Here is a 13,784-nt window from a genome sequence, read left to right on the forward strand (position 1 = left end):
GCTGCGCTACCTCGTGGGTAAACGCAGCCTAGGATTGTTCGGGGGTGTTGAATTGTGTTGCCGGATTATAGGCATTTATCCCAATGTCTGCCGGACCCAGAATTCGTTCCATCTCGAAATGGATCCTGCATCGTCATGGACGCTTCTGAATTCAGCAAATTCCTGAAAGCCGCATTGCCCGCCGAAGCCAGAGCCGGCGCGGCACTGACGGTCGCGGAGGTGGAAATCCCCGGCTACGCGCAGGACATCGTGCTGCGCCTCTATCGGCGCGCGGACAAGACCGGACTGCCGGTAGTGCTTTACTTCCACGGCGGCGGTTTCGTGCGCGGCTCGCTCGACGACGCCGACTTCGCCGCGCGCTTTTTAGCAGAACGCTTACCAGCTCTCGTAGTGTCGGTCGATTATTCGCTCGCGCCGGCCTTTCCTTTTCCGGCCGCGCCGGAGGATGCGTATCGCGCCGCCGTGTGGGCCGCGACGCGCGCCCGCGCGTTCGGCGGCAATCCGAAGAAGATCGGCGTCGCGGGGCACGACGCGGGCGGCCAGCTCGCGAACTGTCTCGCGTTCATCGCGCGCGATCGCGGCGAAGTGTCGATCGCCGCGCAGGCGCTGTTCGGGCCGATGCTCGACCCGAGCATGACGCGCATCGGCGACGCCGAACGCCTGTCATCCGACATCACCGCGCGCGAATGCGCGGCCTGTTATCGCGCCTATCTGCCGCAGGCGGCGCAGCGCATGCACCCGTATGCGGCGCCGCTCGAATCGGTGCGCCTCGCGGGCCTGCCGCCGACGCTCGTCGTCACCGCGCAGAACGACGTGCTGCACGTCGAAGCGGAGAAATATGCGGGCTGCCTGATTTCATCGGGCGTGCTCACGCAGGTGATCCGCTACCCGGACGTCACGCACGCGGCGCTCGCGACGCACGAAGCCGCGCTCGAGGAAGCCGTGCGCTTCTTCCAGTGCCGCTTCCAGGCGCGCCAGCCGAACCGTTCCGAATAACCAGACCAATCCACGCTTACTGGAGATCCACATGGCCATCCTACGCACCTCCCGTTCCCGAATCGCCACCGCGGCGATCGTGACGCTCGCCGTCGTCGGCCTCGGCACGTTCGGCGCGATGCGCGTGAGCGCGAACGCGCCCGAAAAAGCGGCGGCGCCGCTGCCCGAAGTCGACGTCGCGACCGTCGTGCCGCAGACCGTCACCGACTGGCAAAGCTATTCGGGCCGCCTCGAGGCGGTCGAGAAAGTCGACGTGCGCCCGCAGGTGTCGGGCACGATCGTCGCGGTGAACTTCAAGGACGGCGCGCTCGTGAAGAAAGGCGACGTGCTGTTCGTGATCGATCCGCGTCCGTACCAGGCGGAAGTCGATCGTGCCGCGGCGCAGCTCGCCGGCGCGCAGGCACGCAACGGCTACGCGCAGAGCGACTGGCAGCGCGCGCAACGGCTGATCGGCGACAACGCGATCGCCAAGCGCGACTACGACGAGAAGCAGAACGCCGCGCGCGAGGCGAGCGCGAACCTGAAGGCCGCCGAAGCCGCGCTGGAAACGGCACGCATCAACCTCGGCTATACGCGGATCACGGCGCCGGTCTCGGGCCGCGTGTCGCGCGCGGAAATCACGCTCGGCAACGTCGTGTCGGCCGGCGCGTCGGCCGCCCCGCTGACGACGCTGGTGTCGGTGTCGCCGATCTACGCATCATTCGACGCGGACGAGCAGACCTACCTGCAATACATCAACGGCGCGCGTAACGGCCGCAAGGTGCCGGTCGAGCTCGGTCTCGCGAACGAAACCGGCTACTCGCGCAGCGGCGAGATCGATTCGGTCGACAACCGGCTCGACACGTCGTCCGGGACGATCCGCGTGCGCGCACGCTTCGACAATGCGGACGGCGCACTCGTGCCAGGCCTTTACGCGCGCGTGAAGGTGGGCGGTAGCGCGCCGCACCAGGCACTGCTCGTGGACGACGCGGCGATCAACACGGACCAGGACAAGAAGTTCGTGTTCGTCGTCGACCAGCAGGGCCGCGTGTCGTATCGCGAAGTGCAGCAAGGGATGCAGCACGGCAATCGTCGCGTCATCGTGAGCGGACTTTCCGCCGGCGACCGCGTGGTCGTGAACGGCACGCAGCGTGTCCGACCCGGCGAGCAGGTGAAGCCGCACATGGTCCCGATGACGGGCGGCGATGCGCCGTCCGCGCCGCTCGCGAGCACCGCGAAGCCGGCCGCACCGGCGAAGGCGGATTCGTAAGCGGCCCGCCGCTTCGTTTCCGCGTTCAACCAGACAGAGCAACCCATGAACATTTCCAAATTCTTTATCGACCGGCCGATCTTTGCAGGAGTCCTATCGGTGATCATCCTGCTCGGCGGGGTGATCGCGATGTTCCTGCTGCCGATTTCGGAATATCCGGAAGTCGTGCCGCCTTCCGTGATCGTGAAGGCGCAATACCCGGGCGCGAACCCGAAAGTGATCGCCGAGACGGTCGCGTCGCCGCTGGAAGAGCAGATCAACGGCGTCGAGGACATGCTCTACATGCAGTCGCAGGCGAACAGCGACGGCAACATGACGATCACCGTCACGTTCAAGCTCGGCACCGATCCGGACAAGGCCACGCAGCTCGTGCAGAACCGCGTGAACCAGGCGCTGCCGCGCCTGCCGGAAGACGTGCAGCGGCTCGGCATCACCACGGTGAAGAGCTCGCCGACGTTGACCATGGTGGTCCACCTGATCTCGCCGGACAACCGCTATGACATGACCTACCTGCGCAACTACGCGCTGATCAACGTGAAGGATCGCCTGTCGCGGATCCAGGGCGTCGGCCAGGTGCAGCTGTGGGGTTCGGGCGACTACGCGATGCGCGTGTGGCTCGATCCGCAGAAGGTCGCGCAGCGCGGGCTGTCCGCCGAGGACGTCGTGCAGTCGATCCGCGAGCAGAACGTGCAGGTCGCGGCCGGCGTGATCGGCGCGTCGCCGTCGTTGCCGGGCACGCCGCTGCAGCTATCGGTGAACGCGCGCGGCCGTCTGCAGACGGAAGACGAGTTCGGCGACATCGTCGTGAAGACGACGCCGGACGGCGGCGTCACGCACCTGCGCGACATCGCGCGAATCGAACTCGACGCGTCCGAGTACGGGCTGCGCTCGCTGCTCGACAACAAGCCGGCCGTCGCGATGGCGATCAATCAGTCGCCGGGCGCGAACTCGCTGCAGATCTCCGACGAAGTGCGCAAGACGATGGCCGAGCTGAAGCAGGACATGCCGGCCGGCATCGACTACAAGATCGTCTATGACCCGACGCAGTTCGTGCGTTCGTCGATCAAGGCCGTCGTGCATACGCTGCTCGAAGCGATCGCGCTGGTCGTGATCGTCGTGATCGTGTTCCTGCAGACCTGGCGCGCGTCGCTGATTCCGCTGATCGCGGTGCCGGTGTCGATCATCGGTACGTTCTCGCTGCTGCTCGGCTTCGGCTATTCGATCAACGCGTTGTCGTTGTTCGGGATGGTGCTCGCGATCGGTATCGTGGTCGACGATGCGATCGTGGTGGTCGAGAACGTCGAGCGCAACATCGAAAGCGGGATGAACGCGCGGCAGGCGACCTACAAGGCGATGCAGGAAGTGAGCGGGCCGATCATCGCGATCGCGCTGACGCTCGTCGCCGTGTTCGTGCCGCTCGCGTTCATGTCGGGCCTGACCGGTCAGTTCTACAAGCAGTTCGCGATGACGATCGCGATCTCGACGGTGATCTCGGCGTTCAACTCGCTGACGCTGTCGCCGGCGCTGTCCGCGATCCTGCTGAAGGGGCATGGCGACAAGGAGGACTGGCTCACGCGCGTGATGAACCGCGTGCTCGGCGGTTTCTTCAAGCGCTTCAACAAGGTGTTCCATCGCGGCGCGGAGAACTACGGCCGCGGCGTGCGCGGCGTGCTGTCGCGCAAGACGCTGATGCTCGGCGTGTACCTCGTGCTGGTGGGCGCGACCGTGCTGGTGTCGAAGATCGTGCCGGGCGGTTTCGTGCCCGCGCAGGACAAGGAATACCTGATCGCGTTCGCGCAGCTGCCGAACGGCGCGTCGCTCGACCGCACCGAGAAGGTGATCCGCGACATGGGTTCGATCGCGCTGAAGCAGCCGGGCGTCGAGAGCGCGGTCGCGTTCCCGGGGCTGTCGGTGAACGGCTTCACGAACAGCTCGAGCGCGGGCATCGTGTTCGTCACGCTCAAGCCGTTCTCGGAACGGCACGGCAAGGCGCTGTCGGCCGGCGCGATCGCGGGGGCGCTGAACCAGCAATACAGCGCGATGAAAGACTCGTTCGTTGCGGTGTTCCCGCCGCCGCCGGTGCTCGGCCTCGGTACGCTCGGCGGGTTCAAGATGCAGATCGAGGATCGTGGGGCAGTTGGCTACGCGAAGCTGTCGGACGCGACCAACGACTTCATCAAGCGCGCGCAGCAGGCGCCGGAACTGGGCCCGTTGTTTACGAGCTACCAGATCAACGTGCCGCAGCTCAACGTCGATCTCGACCGCGTGAAGGCGAAGCAGCTCGGCGTGCCGGTCACCGACGTGTTCAACACGATGCAGGTGTATCTCGGCTCGCTGTACGTGAACGACTTCAACCGCTTCGGGCGCGTGTACCAGGTGCGCGTGCAGGCCGATGCGCCGTTCCGTCAGCGCGCGGACGACATCCTGCAGCTGAAGACGCGCAACGACAAGGGCGAGATGGTGCCGCTGTCGTCGCTCGTCACGGTGACGCCGACGTTCGGCCCGGAAATGGTCGTGCGCTACAACGGCTACACGGCAGCCGACATCAACGGCGGCCCGGCGCCGGGCTTCTCGTCGGGTCAGGCGCAGGCCGCGGTCGAGCGCATCGCGCATGAAACGCTGCCGCGCGGCGTGCGGTTCGAGTGGACCGACCTCACGTACCAGCAGATTCTTGCGGGCGATTCGGCGATGTGGGTGTTCCCGATCAGCGTGCTGCTCGTTTTCCTGGTGCTCGCCGCGCTGTATGAAAGCCTGACGCTGCCGCTCGCGGTGATCCTGATCGTGCCGATGAGCATTCTGTCGGCACTCACGGGCGTGTGGCTCACGCAGGGCGACAACAACATCTTCACGCAGATCGGCTTGATGGTGCTGGTGGGGCTGTCGGCGAAGAACGCGATCCTGATCGTCGAATTCGCACGCGAACTGGAGCATGACGGCAGGACGCCGCTCGAGGCCGCGATCGAGGCGAGCCGGCTGCGGCTGCGCCCGATCCTGATGACGTCGATCGCATTCATCATGGGCGTCGTGCCGCTCGTCACGTCGACGGGTGCGGGCTCGGAGATGCGGCATGCGATGGGTATCGCGGTGTTCTTCGGGATGCTCGGCGTGACGCTGTTCGGCCTGATGCTGACGCCGGTGTTCTACGTGGTGCTGCGCACGCTCGCGGGCGGCAAGATCCACGTCGCCGGCAAGGACTCGGCCGGCTATGGCGTGTCGCCGTCGGGCGCGTCGGGTTCGGGCGTGCCGGCTACGGGCGTGCCGGCTACGGATGCTTGAGGACAACAAGATGGATAACATGTACAACTCGAATGGCCTGATGCGCTTCGCGAAGGTGGCGGCCGCGAGCACCCTGCTCGCGACGCTGCTCGCCGCGTGCGCGGTGGGCCCGGACTACAAGCGCCCGGACGTGTCGACGCCCGCGGCGTTCAAGGAAGCGCCGACGCTCGCGGCCGGCGAACAGGCCGGCACGTGGAAGACCGCCGAACCGGCGGACGGCGAGCATCGCGGCGAATGGTGGAAGGTGTTCGGCGATCCGGTGCTCGACTCGCTCGAGTCGCAGGCGCTCGCCGCGAACCAGAACCTGAAGGCCGCGGCGGCGCGCGTCGAGGAAGCGCGTGCGGCGACCCGCACCGCGCGCTCGCAGTGGTTCCCGCAGGTCGGCGCCGGGTTCGGGCCGACGCGCGAGGGGCTGTCGTCGGCATCGCAGCTCCAGCCGCAGGGCACGGGCCCGACCAACGCGACGCTGTGGCGCGCACAGGGCACGGTGTCCTACGAGGCCGACCTGTTCGGCCGCGTGAGCCGCAACGTCGAGGCGTCGCGCGCCGACCAGGCGCAGAGCGAAGCGCTGTTCCGCTCGGTGCAGCTCGCGCTGCAGGCGGACGTCGCGCAGAACTACTTCGAACTGCGCCAGCTCGACTCGGACCAGGACCTGTACCGCCGCACGGTCGAGCTGCGCGACCAGGCGCTGAAGCTCGTGCAGCGTCGCTTCAACGAAGGCGACATCAGCGAGCTCGACGTGTCGCGTGCGAAGAACGAACTGGCGACCGCGCAGGCCGATGCGGTCGGCGTCGCGCGCCGGCGTGCGGCGTCCGAGCATGCGCTCGCGATCCTGCTCGGCAAGGCGCCCGCGGACTTCGCGTTCAAGGAAACGCCGATCGTGCCGATCGCGGTGAAGGTCCCGGCGGGACTGCCGTCCGCGCTGCTCGAACGGCGCCCGGACGTGTCGGCGGCCGAGCGCGCGATGGCGGCGGCGAATGCGCGGATCGGCCTGGCGAAGTCGGCGTATTTCCCGAAGCTCGATATCACGGGCGCGTTCGGGTATGAGGCGTCGACGCTCGGCAACCTGTTCCTGTGGTCGAGCCGCACGTTCCTGCTCGGACCGTTCGCCGGTACCGCGCTGACGCTGCCGCTGTTCGACGGCGGGCGGCGTGCGGCCGGCGTGCAGCAGGCGCGCGCGCAATACGACGAGCAGGTCGCGAACTACCGGCAGCAGGTGCTCGTCGCGTTCCGCGAGGTCGAGGACAATCTCGCCGATCTGCGTCTGCTCGACGACCAGATTCGCGCGCAGGATGCGGCCGTCAACGCGTCGCGCCGTGCGGCGACGCTGTCGCGGACGCAGTATCAGGAAGGCGAAGTCGCCTATCTCGACGTGATCGACAGCGAGCGGTCGGTGCTGCAGTCGCAATTGCAGGCGAACCAGCTGACCGGTGCGCAGGCCGTGTCGACCGTGAACCTGATTCGCGCGCTGGGTGGCGGGTGGGGGAATGCACCGGCGCCGACGGCGGTGGGCGATGCGGCGACGGGGAAGCAGGAAGTCGCCGTGCGTTGAACGTGGCACGCGGGCGCGCATGGGTGATTTTCATGCGCGCCGAAGCAGCGGCATGGTCGAAGCAAGAGCCCGATTCGCGGTGACGCGGATCGGGTTTTTTCATGGGGCATGCGTGATGCGCGTTGCTCCGGCTTCGGCTGGGCATCCGTGCGCTCGGCGATCACCACCGCGTATCGGCCCGACGGCAGCGCCGTGCGGGCGGATGGCTGGCGGCGACGCAGAGGCGGGTGATTGTCGTTCACGCAGTCGACGGCGGATGAGGCATTGCCGGACGCCGCTACGACAACGCATCGCTGGTCCATTCGATCAAGGCGGCAGCGTATTAATTAACTGCAACTAACGGTCAAGTCGGCGCGGATTGGCCGACGGTGTGGCGGCGATCGCCGCCACACCGGTTATCGATCGTCATCCACAGCCCGAGGCGCGCAGCGTGCGGTCTCGTTCGGTTGGCGCGTGCGGCTCGCCTGTGTCGCTGGCAGGCCGTTCGCTGCCCGCATCGATGCAATTCCGGGCGACAAGCGTCGGCAGGATCATGTCTTCTTCTCGCCGCCGCCGAAGCGACTTCGGCACGGCCCTTCATCCGTCGCGACTACTCGGGTTATTCGGTACGCAATTTCTCGACAGTCCGCAATAAGCCGATATCTCACCGCAGCACCGGTCACTACCATCCATCGATATCGATTCCGCCCGATTGGCGGGCGGTCTGACGGAGCCACGTTGCGTGGCGCGAACGCCGATGGAACGAAGCATGAGCATCGAGGCAGGGCGTCTGCCGCGGCGAAGCCGCGTGCGTGCAGGGATCGTCATCGCCGTGACACTGGTGCTGGCCTACGGCGTCGCGAGGCACGTGTCGCGGGCATCGCCGGCACCGCTGGAGCCACAGCATTTCTCAGTCCACGTGGACCGCGCCAGGGCGCCGTGGGAGCGGCCCGTGATTGTGATTCGCGAAGGGGTGCCGGTGCATATCGACGTGCTCGCAAACGAAGCCGGCGTCCTGATGGCGCATGAAATACCGGGCGCGTTCGCCGTATGCGCTTCCGGGCGTGCGCAGTCGCTGGACATCCTCCCGGTCGGCGTCACCGGGCGTTTCTCGCTGCACTTCCATGGCCGGACAGGCGACCCGATCGAGGTCGCCGTGATCGAAATCTATCCACGGCCGTGACTGCAACGCAATTCCATCACGACAAACAAGACGAAAGGAGACAACGATGCAATTACCGATTCGCGCAGCGATTGCGCTGTCGCTCGGCGTGTTCGTGCTGGCCGGCTGCGGTGGAGAGGCCGACGATACACCGGCGGCCGTGTCCGGCGTATCCGTGGCCGACTATGTCGTTCCGCGCGTGCCGCACTGCAGTCCGGGCGATACGCCCGAGACCGCGCTGCAAGGGCAGGTGCCGGCGGCGCTTCGGCAGACCGGCTTCGGCGGTTTCAACTGCAATCTGAAGCGCGTCGGCCAGCTTCAGGGCGAAGGCGCGTCGTGGTCCGCCGCCACCTATACCGACAGGAAAGGCCAGACCTGCTTCTATCACGCGACGATGGGCGCAAACGCGCTGTTCAACAATCCCGCCGCGCCGCCGCGTGTGAACCCCGGCGTGCCGGTGATCGACATCACCGACCCGGCGCAACCGGTGCGGGTGAGCTCGCTGACGTCCACGTCGATGATCGACCCGTGGGAGTCGCTGCGCGTGAACGTCGCGCGCGGGATCCTGGCCGCCGACAACGGCCTGGGTGGCGGTGGGGGCCCAGAGATTGACCTGTACGACATTGCTTCGGATTGCACACGGCCGCAATTGCTGGCCAGCGTGCCCGTCGGTACCGGCGCGGACGGCGGCATCGTTCCGGCCGCCAAGCCGCTCGGCCACGAAGGCGGATTCTCGCCGGACGGACTGACGTATTACGTCGGTGGGGCTTTCACGAAAGCCTATTACGCGGTCGACCTGACCGTGCCGACCCGGCCGAAAATGATTTCCGCCATCAGCCTGTCGGATCTGGGCATGGGTACTTTTTCCCACGGCCTGTCGGTGAGCCAGGACGGGACCCGCGCGTACTTCGTCGCGTCGGGGAACGGCGGCGCGGCGGTCGGCATGGGCGCACCGCCGCTGAACGACGCGAACGCGACCGGCGACAACGGCTTCTTCGTCGTCGATACCAGCGAAGTGCAGAGTCGGCGTCCCAATGCGCAGATGCACCGGATCGCGACGGTACCGGTGCGGGACGGCAGCATTGCGCAACATACGATCTCGTTCTCCGTGGCGGGGAAACCCTATCTGATCGAAGTCGACGAGGGCGGGGCCGGCGGGCTTCAGGATCCGGGCGCAACGGCCGTCAAAGCCGCGTGCAATGCCGGCGTGGCGCCGTTCCCGATGGGGCACATCTACGACATGTCCAACGAAGCCACACCGCGGCTGGTGTCGGAACTCCGGCTCGAAACGCACGCGATCGCGAACTGCAGCAAGGTCATTCCCGATATCGCGGGCCTGACCACCTTCACGTATGGCGCGCACTACTGCAGCGTCGACAACCGGCAGAACGCGACCGCGCTCGCGTGCAGCTATTTCAACTCCGGCATTCGCGTCTTCGACATTCGCGACCCGTCGAAGCCCAAGGAGATCGCGTACTACAATCCGGCCTCCGCGAAGTCGCCGGGCGCGGGCTCCGCGCACCTCATGTTCGGCCAATACCGCGCGGGCGGGCCGGACTGGTGCGCGTCGCGCCTCGATTTCGACTTCGACCGGCATTTGCTGACCACCGCGTGCCAGGACAACGGCATGCTGGTCCTGTCATTCGAGAACGGCAGCTGGCCGTTCCCGGAAAGCGCGAAGGCGACGGAGATCGGCAATTGACACGCCTGGGATGTCGCCTGCTTGCTTGCGCGACTGCGCTCGCGATGCCGCTGACCTGTGCCGGTTTCGAGGCCGATGTGCACTTCGGCCTCACGCTGTGGCTCGCGCAGCAGGCCGGCTTCGCGCCGCGCGACGCCGAAGCCATTGCGCTCGCGGATCAGCGCGTCGACGCGGGGTCGATCGAGTACATGACGTCGCCGCTGCAGTACGCGTGCCTGTCGCGCTTCGTTCCGGATGCCGTCGACGCGCAGGCCCGGCACTATCCCAGCGCACGCAGTGTGCCGGCCGACGCGCAGACAAGAACCGTCGTGCCCGGCGGACCGGCTGCGCTGGCGCTGATCGACGCTGCGCTCGGCAACGCCGGCGGCGGCAAGGCCGCATTCATGCTCGGCCAATTCGGCCGCGCGCTCCATGCGTGGCAGGATTCCTGGGCCCATCGCGGTACGCCTTCCGTTCCGGACTGGCACCGTGACGGGATCGAATGCGATGCCGGTCTGGCGATGGCTGCACCGCTCGATCAAGGCGCGCCGTCGAGTCACGCGGCCGGCCTGACGTGGCGTCGGGCCGCCGACGTGGAGGAAATGGCGAAGGCGACCTACCAGCAAATGACGAGGTATCCGAAGATCGATGGGGCGGCCCGGCAGGCGACCCCCTGGGATCAAGTAAGGCAACGGCTTCCCGACTTCGTTCATGCACGAACGAAGCGGGCCAAGTCGGACTGGTTCGTCGCGAACGGCATCGCGGATACGTCGTTTCTCGACGGCATCAGCCTGCCGGACGGTCTCGCGTGGAAAGCCGTCAGATGGCATGGGCGGCGCGACTTGCCGACACCGCTGCCACCGACGGTTCAGGCTGGCGTCGACGAGGATCTCGTCGATTTCTACACGCGCTTCTTCGGCGACTGGGTCACGACGTCGCCGGTCGACAAGCACTGGCTGCCCGCGCTCTCAGCCGAACGCGGGCACCCGCCCGACAATGCGCTGGTCAACGCGCTCGTCGGATGGAGACTGAGAGACCACGGTGCCTATCTGGCCGTCCAGGGCTCGCAGCATTCGACAGCACACTCATCCGCGTCTGCGCGCAACCGGGCATCGTTCGAGGTGTTCAAGTCGTTGAACGATGCCGTGCTGCCGCTGATCGTGGAGGGGGACAAGCCGTCTCCGGTCCTGCCTTTCCTGGTGTTTCTGCTACCGCGTTCGAGCGACGGCGCCACGCGTGCCGTTGCACTCATCAAGTTGCTCGATGCACCGTACGACACCCTGGGCGTCGTGTCGGAGAAGCGCCATGGATCCGGCTGGAAGGTAACGGGATGGATCTCGTCCGCCGACTACTGAGCAGGAAGATTGGGACATGCCCGACGATATTGCACAAGGGGCGGCGCACGTGAGGAACCGCCTCGAAGGCCCCGCATGGCGCCGCAAGGGATGGTTGGCCGCTTGGGCTGCATGGGTTCTCACGTGCATGCCGACCGGCGCGAGTGCGCATGCGTGGAACATTCCGTACTACTTGCCGGTGCCGCTGTGGCTGTACGCGTATGCCGCCACGGGCACGCTCATGGTGTCTTTCATGGTCCTGGCATTTGTGTCGGACACGCGTGTTCCCGCGCCGGGATGGTGCTCGGGAACACGAAAAAGAAAGGCGTTGCGAATCCCGGCTTCGATCGTGAACGCAGCGCAAATCGCGAGTGCGGCATTCGTCGCACTTCTGATCGTGGCCGGCATCGCAGGAACCGCAAACCCGTTCCTGAATCTCGCGATGTCGGGTTTCTGGGTCTGGTTCTATCTGGGCTCGCTCTATGTCAGCGCGATACTGGGCGACGTCTACGCATTCACCAATCCGCTTGCGCTGCTGTTGCGCATCGCCGCCCGCTGCTTCTCCGTCCTGGAGCGCGGTCGCTATCGTTATCCGCCACGCCTCGCATCGTGGCCGGCGTTGGGCGGCTATATTGCGCTCATCGCGCTGGAACTGTTCGGAGCGGGGCGGCCTCGAGACGTCGGCCTGTTCCTCGTCGCGTATGTCGCGTATGCGCTGATCGGTGCGTTCTGCTTCGGGCGTGAGCGATGGATCGCTCACTTCGATACGTTCGGCACGCTGTGCGGGTTGTGCGCGAAGCTGTCGCCGCTGAAATGGCGTATGTCCGAGCGTCATGACGTGATCGTCGAATTGCGCAACCCGATTACCGACATGTCGCGCGCCGCATCGGCGGACACCAGCATCGTCGCGCTTCTGTCGTTCATGTTGGCGTCGACGGCCTACGACGGGTTGCGCGATACCGCGCCGTGGAACACGTTCTTCTGGCGCCGCATCTATCCGCACATCGTCGATCTGATTCCGTCGCTGGGGAAAAACTACGCCTTCTCGGCGGAGCTATTGCTGACGTGGCAATGGCTGGCGTTCGCGGTCGTCGGTGTGGCGTACTACCTGCTGTTCCGCGGCTGTTGCACGCTGGGTGCGATCGGTTCGCGGTCAGCGTCGGACGGGGCCGCTTTCTCGCGGCGGTTCTGCCTGATACTGCTGCCGATCGCGTTCTTTTATAACGTCTGCCATTACTTCACGATGTTCTGGGACCAGGGACGGCAGATCATCCCGCTCGTGGCCGATCCGCTCGGGCTCGGCTGGCGCCTGCTGCCGGCAGCGGCCGCGGACGATCAGGTGTCGGCGGCACAGGCGCTCATCAACGTCGGATACATCTGGCATGCGCAGGTACTTCTGATTCTCGGCGGCCACATCGTGAGCGTGATGCTCACTCATGCGATCGACGTCCGGAGCGGCGCACCGGGCGGAAGGGCGATCGTCGGCCAGTTGCCGCTTCTGGTTCTGACGATCGTGTTGACGATCAGCGGCCTGTGGATTCTCTCGCTTCCTCTGGCGTGACGATCGCCGAACGTGGCTTGAGCTCGGATGGCGACACGCCCCATCGCTTGCGGAACGTCGCCGAAAAGTGGCTGGCCGACGAGAAGCCGCAGTCGAGTGCGGCTTCCGTCACGTCGCATTGTCCGCGCTCGATGAGGCGGCGAGCAGCCTGCAAGCGGCTCTCGATGATGTACTGGTGCGGCGTCAGCCCGTTGGCCTTTCTGAAAGTCCGGATGAACGAGTAGAGATCGCCCGGATAGCCGACGGCCTCGGCCACCATCATCAGCGTCAGCGGGCCCTGGAAATTGGCCCGGATGTATTCGCCGGCCTTGTGCATCATGCCCGCATGCGTGTATTGCTTTGCTTGCGGCCGCGATTCCAGATGCAGCATGCGATGCAATGCGGCGGACCCGAGCGCCTCCGCATAGGTCGGGCCCTGCGGCATCCCGGCGACGGCATCTTCATGGAGACTGCGGACGATCTGCATGAGCAAGTCGTCGATCACGTCCATCCGGAGCGCCGCCGACGCAAACCAGACGGCGGTCTGAAGGCCCGTCCGCGACAACCATGACGGGTCGAAGTGGACGGTGATCCATTCGATTTCGTCGGACCATCGGCCGGAAAACGAAAATCCCGGCGGCACATAGGCCAGCGGCCCGCGAATGCGGGTCGGGGCCCACCGGCCGCCGTTCGTTCGCAACTCGAGCGTCGTCGGCGCCTGCAGGTACATGCCCAGGATCGGTCCGGTCGTCTCCAGGTCGACGATCTCCGTGGCGCCGGCGATGTAGTGCTCGATCGAGACGGCCGCAAGCGATGGCGCGACCGGCTGTCTTCTCCACTTCTGCGGCGGGTGCCAGCTTCCGCGGGTCCCGTTCGGCGCAATCGCGCAGACATCCCTCATGGCTGGCCGGCTGACCACGCGTCCTCCTTTCGTCTGATCTGGCGAGCGATTCCTGAGCCGTGACCCGGTACGGCCACGGGGCGCTTGAACGACCCTACTGTAGGTCGCGATGCT

9 protein-coding genes are annotated in these 13,784 nt (G+C 66.2%); 8 read left to right on the forward strand and 1 reads right to left on the reverse strand.

Translation table 11 applies throughout. The annotated features are described in order from the left end of the window. Nucleotides 1-135 precede the first annotated feature (135 nt). From ACVK00_RS06855 to ACVK00_RS06890, 8 genes are all read left to right on the forward strand, one after another. Nucleotides 136-996, forward strand: a complete 861-nt coding sequence (locus ACVK00_RS06855) for an alpha/beta hydrolase (protein WP_166721242.1) — start codon at nt 136-138, stop codon at nt 994-996. 31 nt (nt 997-1,027) lie between these two features. Beyond that, nucleotides 1,028-2,245, forward strand: a complete 1,218-nt coding sequence (gene ceoA, locus ACVK00_RS06860; protein WP_006750354.1) for a multidrug efflux RND transporter periplasmic adaptor subunit CeoA — start codon at nt 1,028-1,030, stop codon at nt 2,243-2,245. A 45-nt stretch (nt 2,246-2,290) separates the two neighbouring features. After that, nucleotides 2,291-5,521 (forward strand): multidrug efflux RND transporter permease subunit CeoB, encoded by a 3,231-nt coding sequence (ceoB, locus tag ACVK00_RS06865; protein ID WP_228908461.1) that lies wholly within the window; start codon nt 2,291-2,293, stop codon nt 5,519-5,521. Nucleotides 5,522-5,531: 10 nt separating this feature from the next. After that, complete coding sequence (gene opcM / locus ACVK00_RS06870; RefSeq protein WP_284894245.1) at nt 5,532-7,073, forward strand: multidrug efflux transporter outer membrane subunit OpcM; 1,542 nt, start codon at nt 5,532-5,534, stop codon at nt 7,071-7,073. A 748-nt stretch (nt 7,074-7,821) separates the two neighbouring features. Continuing rightward, on the forward strand, nt 7,822-8,235 hold the full coding sequence (locus ACVK00_RS06875) for a hypothetical protein (RefSeq protein ID WP_284894247.1): 414 nt from the start codon (nt 7,822-7,824) through the stop codon (nt 8,233-8,235). A gap of 46 nt (nt 8,236-8,281) precedes the next feature. Next, nucleotides 8,282-9,916, forward strand: coding sequence for an LVIVD repeat-containing protein (locus ACVK00_RS06880; RefSeq protein WP_284894248.1), 1,635 nt, complete (start codon nt 8,282-8,284; stop codon nt 9,914-9,916). A 44-nt stretch (nt 9,917-9,960) separates the two neighbouring features. Continuing rightward, nucleotides 9,961-11,250, forward strand: a complete 1,290-nt coding sequence (locus ACVK00_RS06885) for a DUF6765 family protein (protein ID WP_350227440.1) — start codon at nt 9,961-9,963, stop codon at nt 11,248-11,250. A 328-nt stretch (nt 11,251-11,578) separates the two neighbouring features. Then, complete coding sequence (locus tag ACVK00_RS06890; RefSeq protein ID WP_284894250.1) at nt 11,579-12,790, forward strand: hypothetical protein; 1,212 nt, start codon at nt 11,579-11,581, stop codon at nt 12,788-12,790. Here the strand turns inward: ACVK00_RS06890 and ACVK00_RS06895 are convergent. Next, a complete protein-coding gene (locus ACVK00_RS06895) occupies nt 12,753-13,670 on the reverse strand; it encodes a helix-turn-helix transcriptional regulator (protein ID WP_354123241.1) in 918 nt (305 codons plus the stop codon). The two genes, ACVK00_RS06890 and ACVK00_RS06895, sit on opposite strands and share 38 nt — an antisense overlap. Nucleotides 13,671-13,784 lie beyond the last annotated feature (114 nt).

It is taken from the genome of Burkholderia sp. PvR073, from assembly GCF_054055695.1.

Coding starts and splice junctions, on each gene's coding strand:
- ACVK00_RS06895 (WP_354123241.1), bottom strand. CDS start 13,670: ATGAGGGATGTCTGCGCGATTGCGCCGAACGGGACCCGCGGAAGCTGG.
- opcM (WP_284894245.1), top strand. CDS start 5,532: ATGGATAACATGTACAACTCGAATGGCCTGATGCGCTTCGCGAAGGTG.
- ceoB (WP_228908461.1), top strand. CDS start 2,291: ATGAACATTTCCAAATTCTTTATCGACCGGCCGATCTTTGCAGGAGTC.
- ACVK00_RS06855 (WP_166721242.1), top strand. CDS start 136: ATGGACGCTTCTGAATTCAGCAAATTCCTGAAAGCCGCATTGCCCGCC.
- ACVK00_RS06880 (WP_284894248.1), top strand. CDS start 8,282: ATGCAATTACCGATTCGCGCAGCGATTGCGCTGTCGCTCGGCGTGTTC.
- ceoA (WP_006750354.1), top strand. CDS start 1,028: ATGGCCATCCTACGCACCTCCCGTTCCCGAATCGCCACCGCGGCGATC.
- ACVK00_RS06875 (WP_284894247.1), top strand. CDS start 7,822: ATGAGCATCGAGGCAGGGCGTCTGCCGCGGCGAAGCCGCGTGCGTGCA.
- ACVK00_RS06885 (WP_350227440.1), top strand. CDS start 9,961: ATGCCGCTGACCTGTGCCGGTTTCGAGGCCGATGTGCACTTCGGCCTC.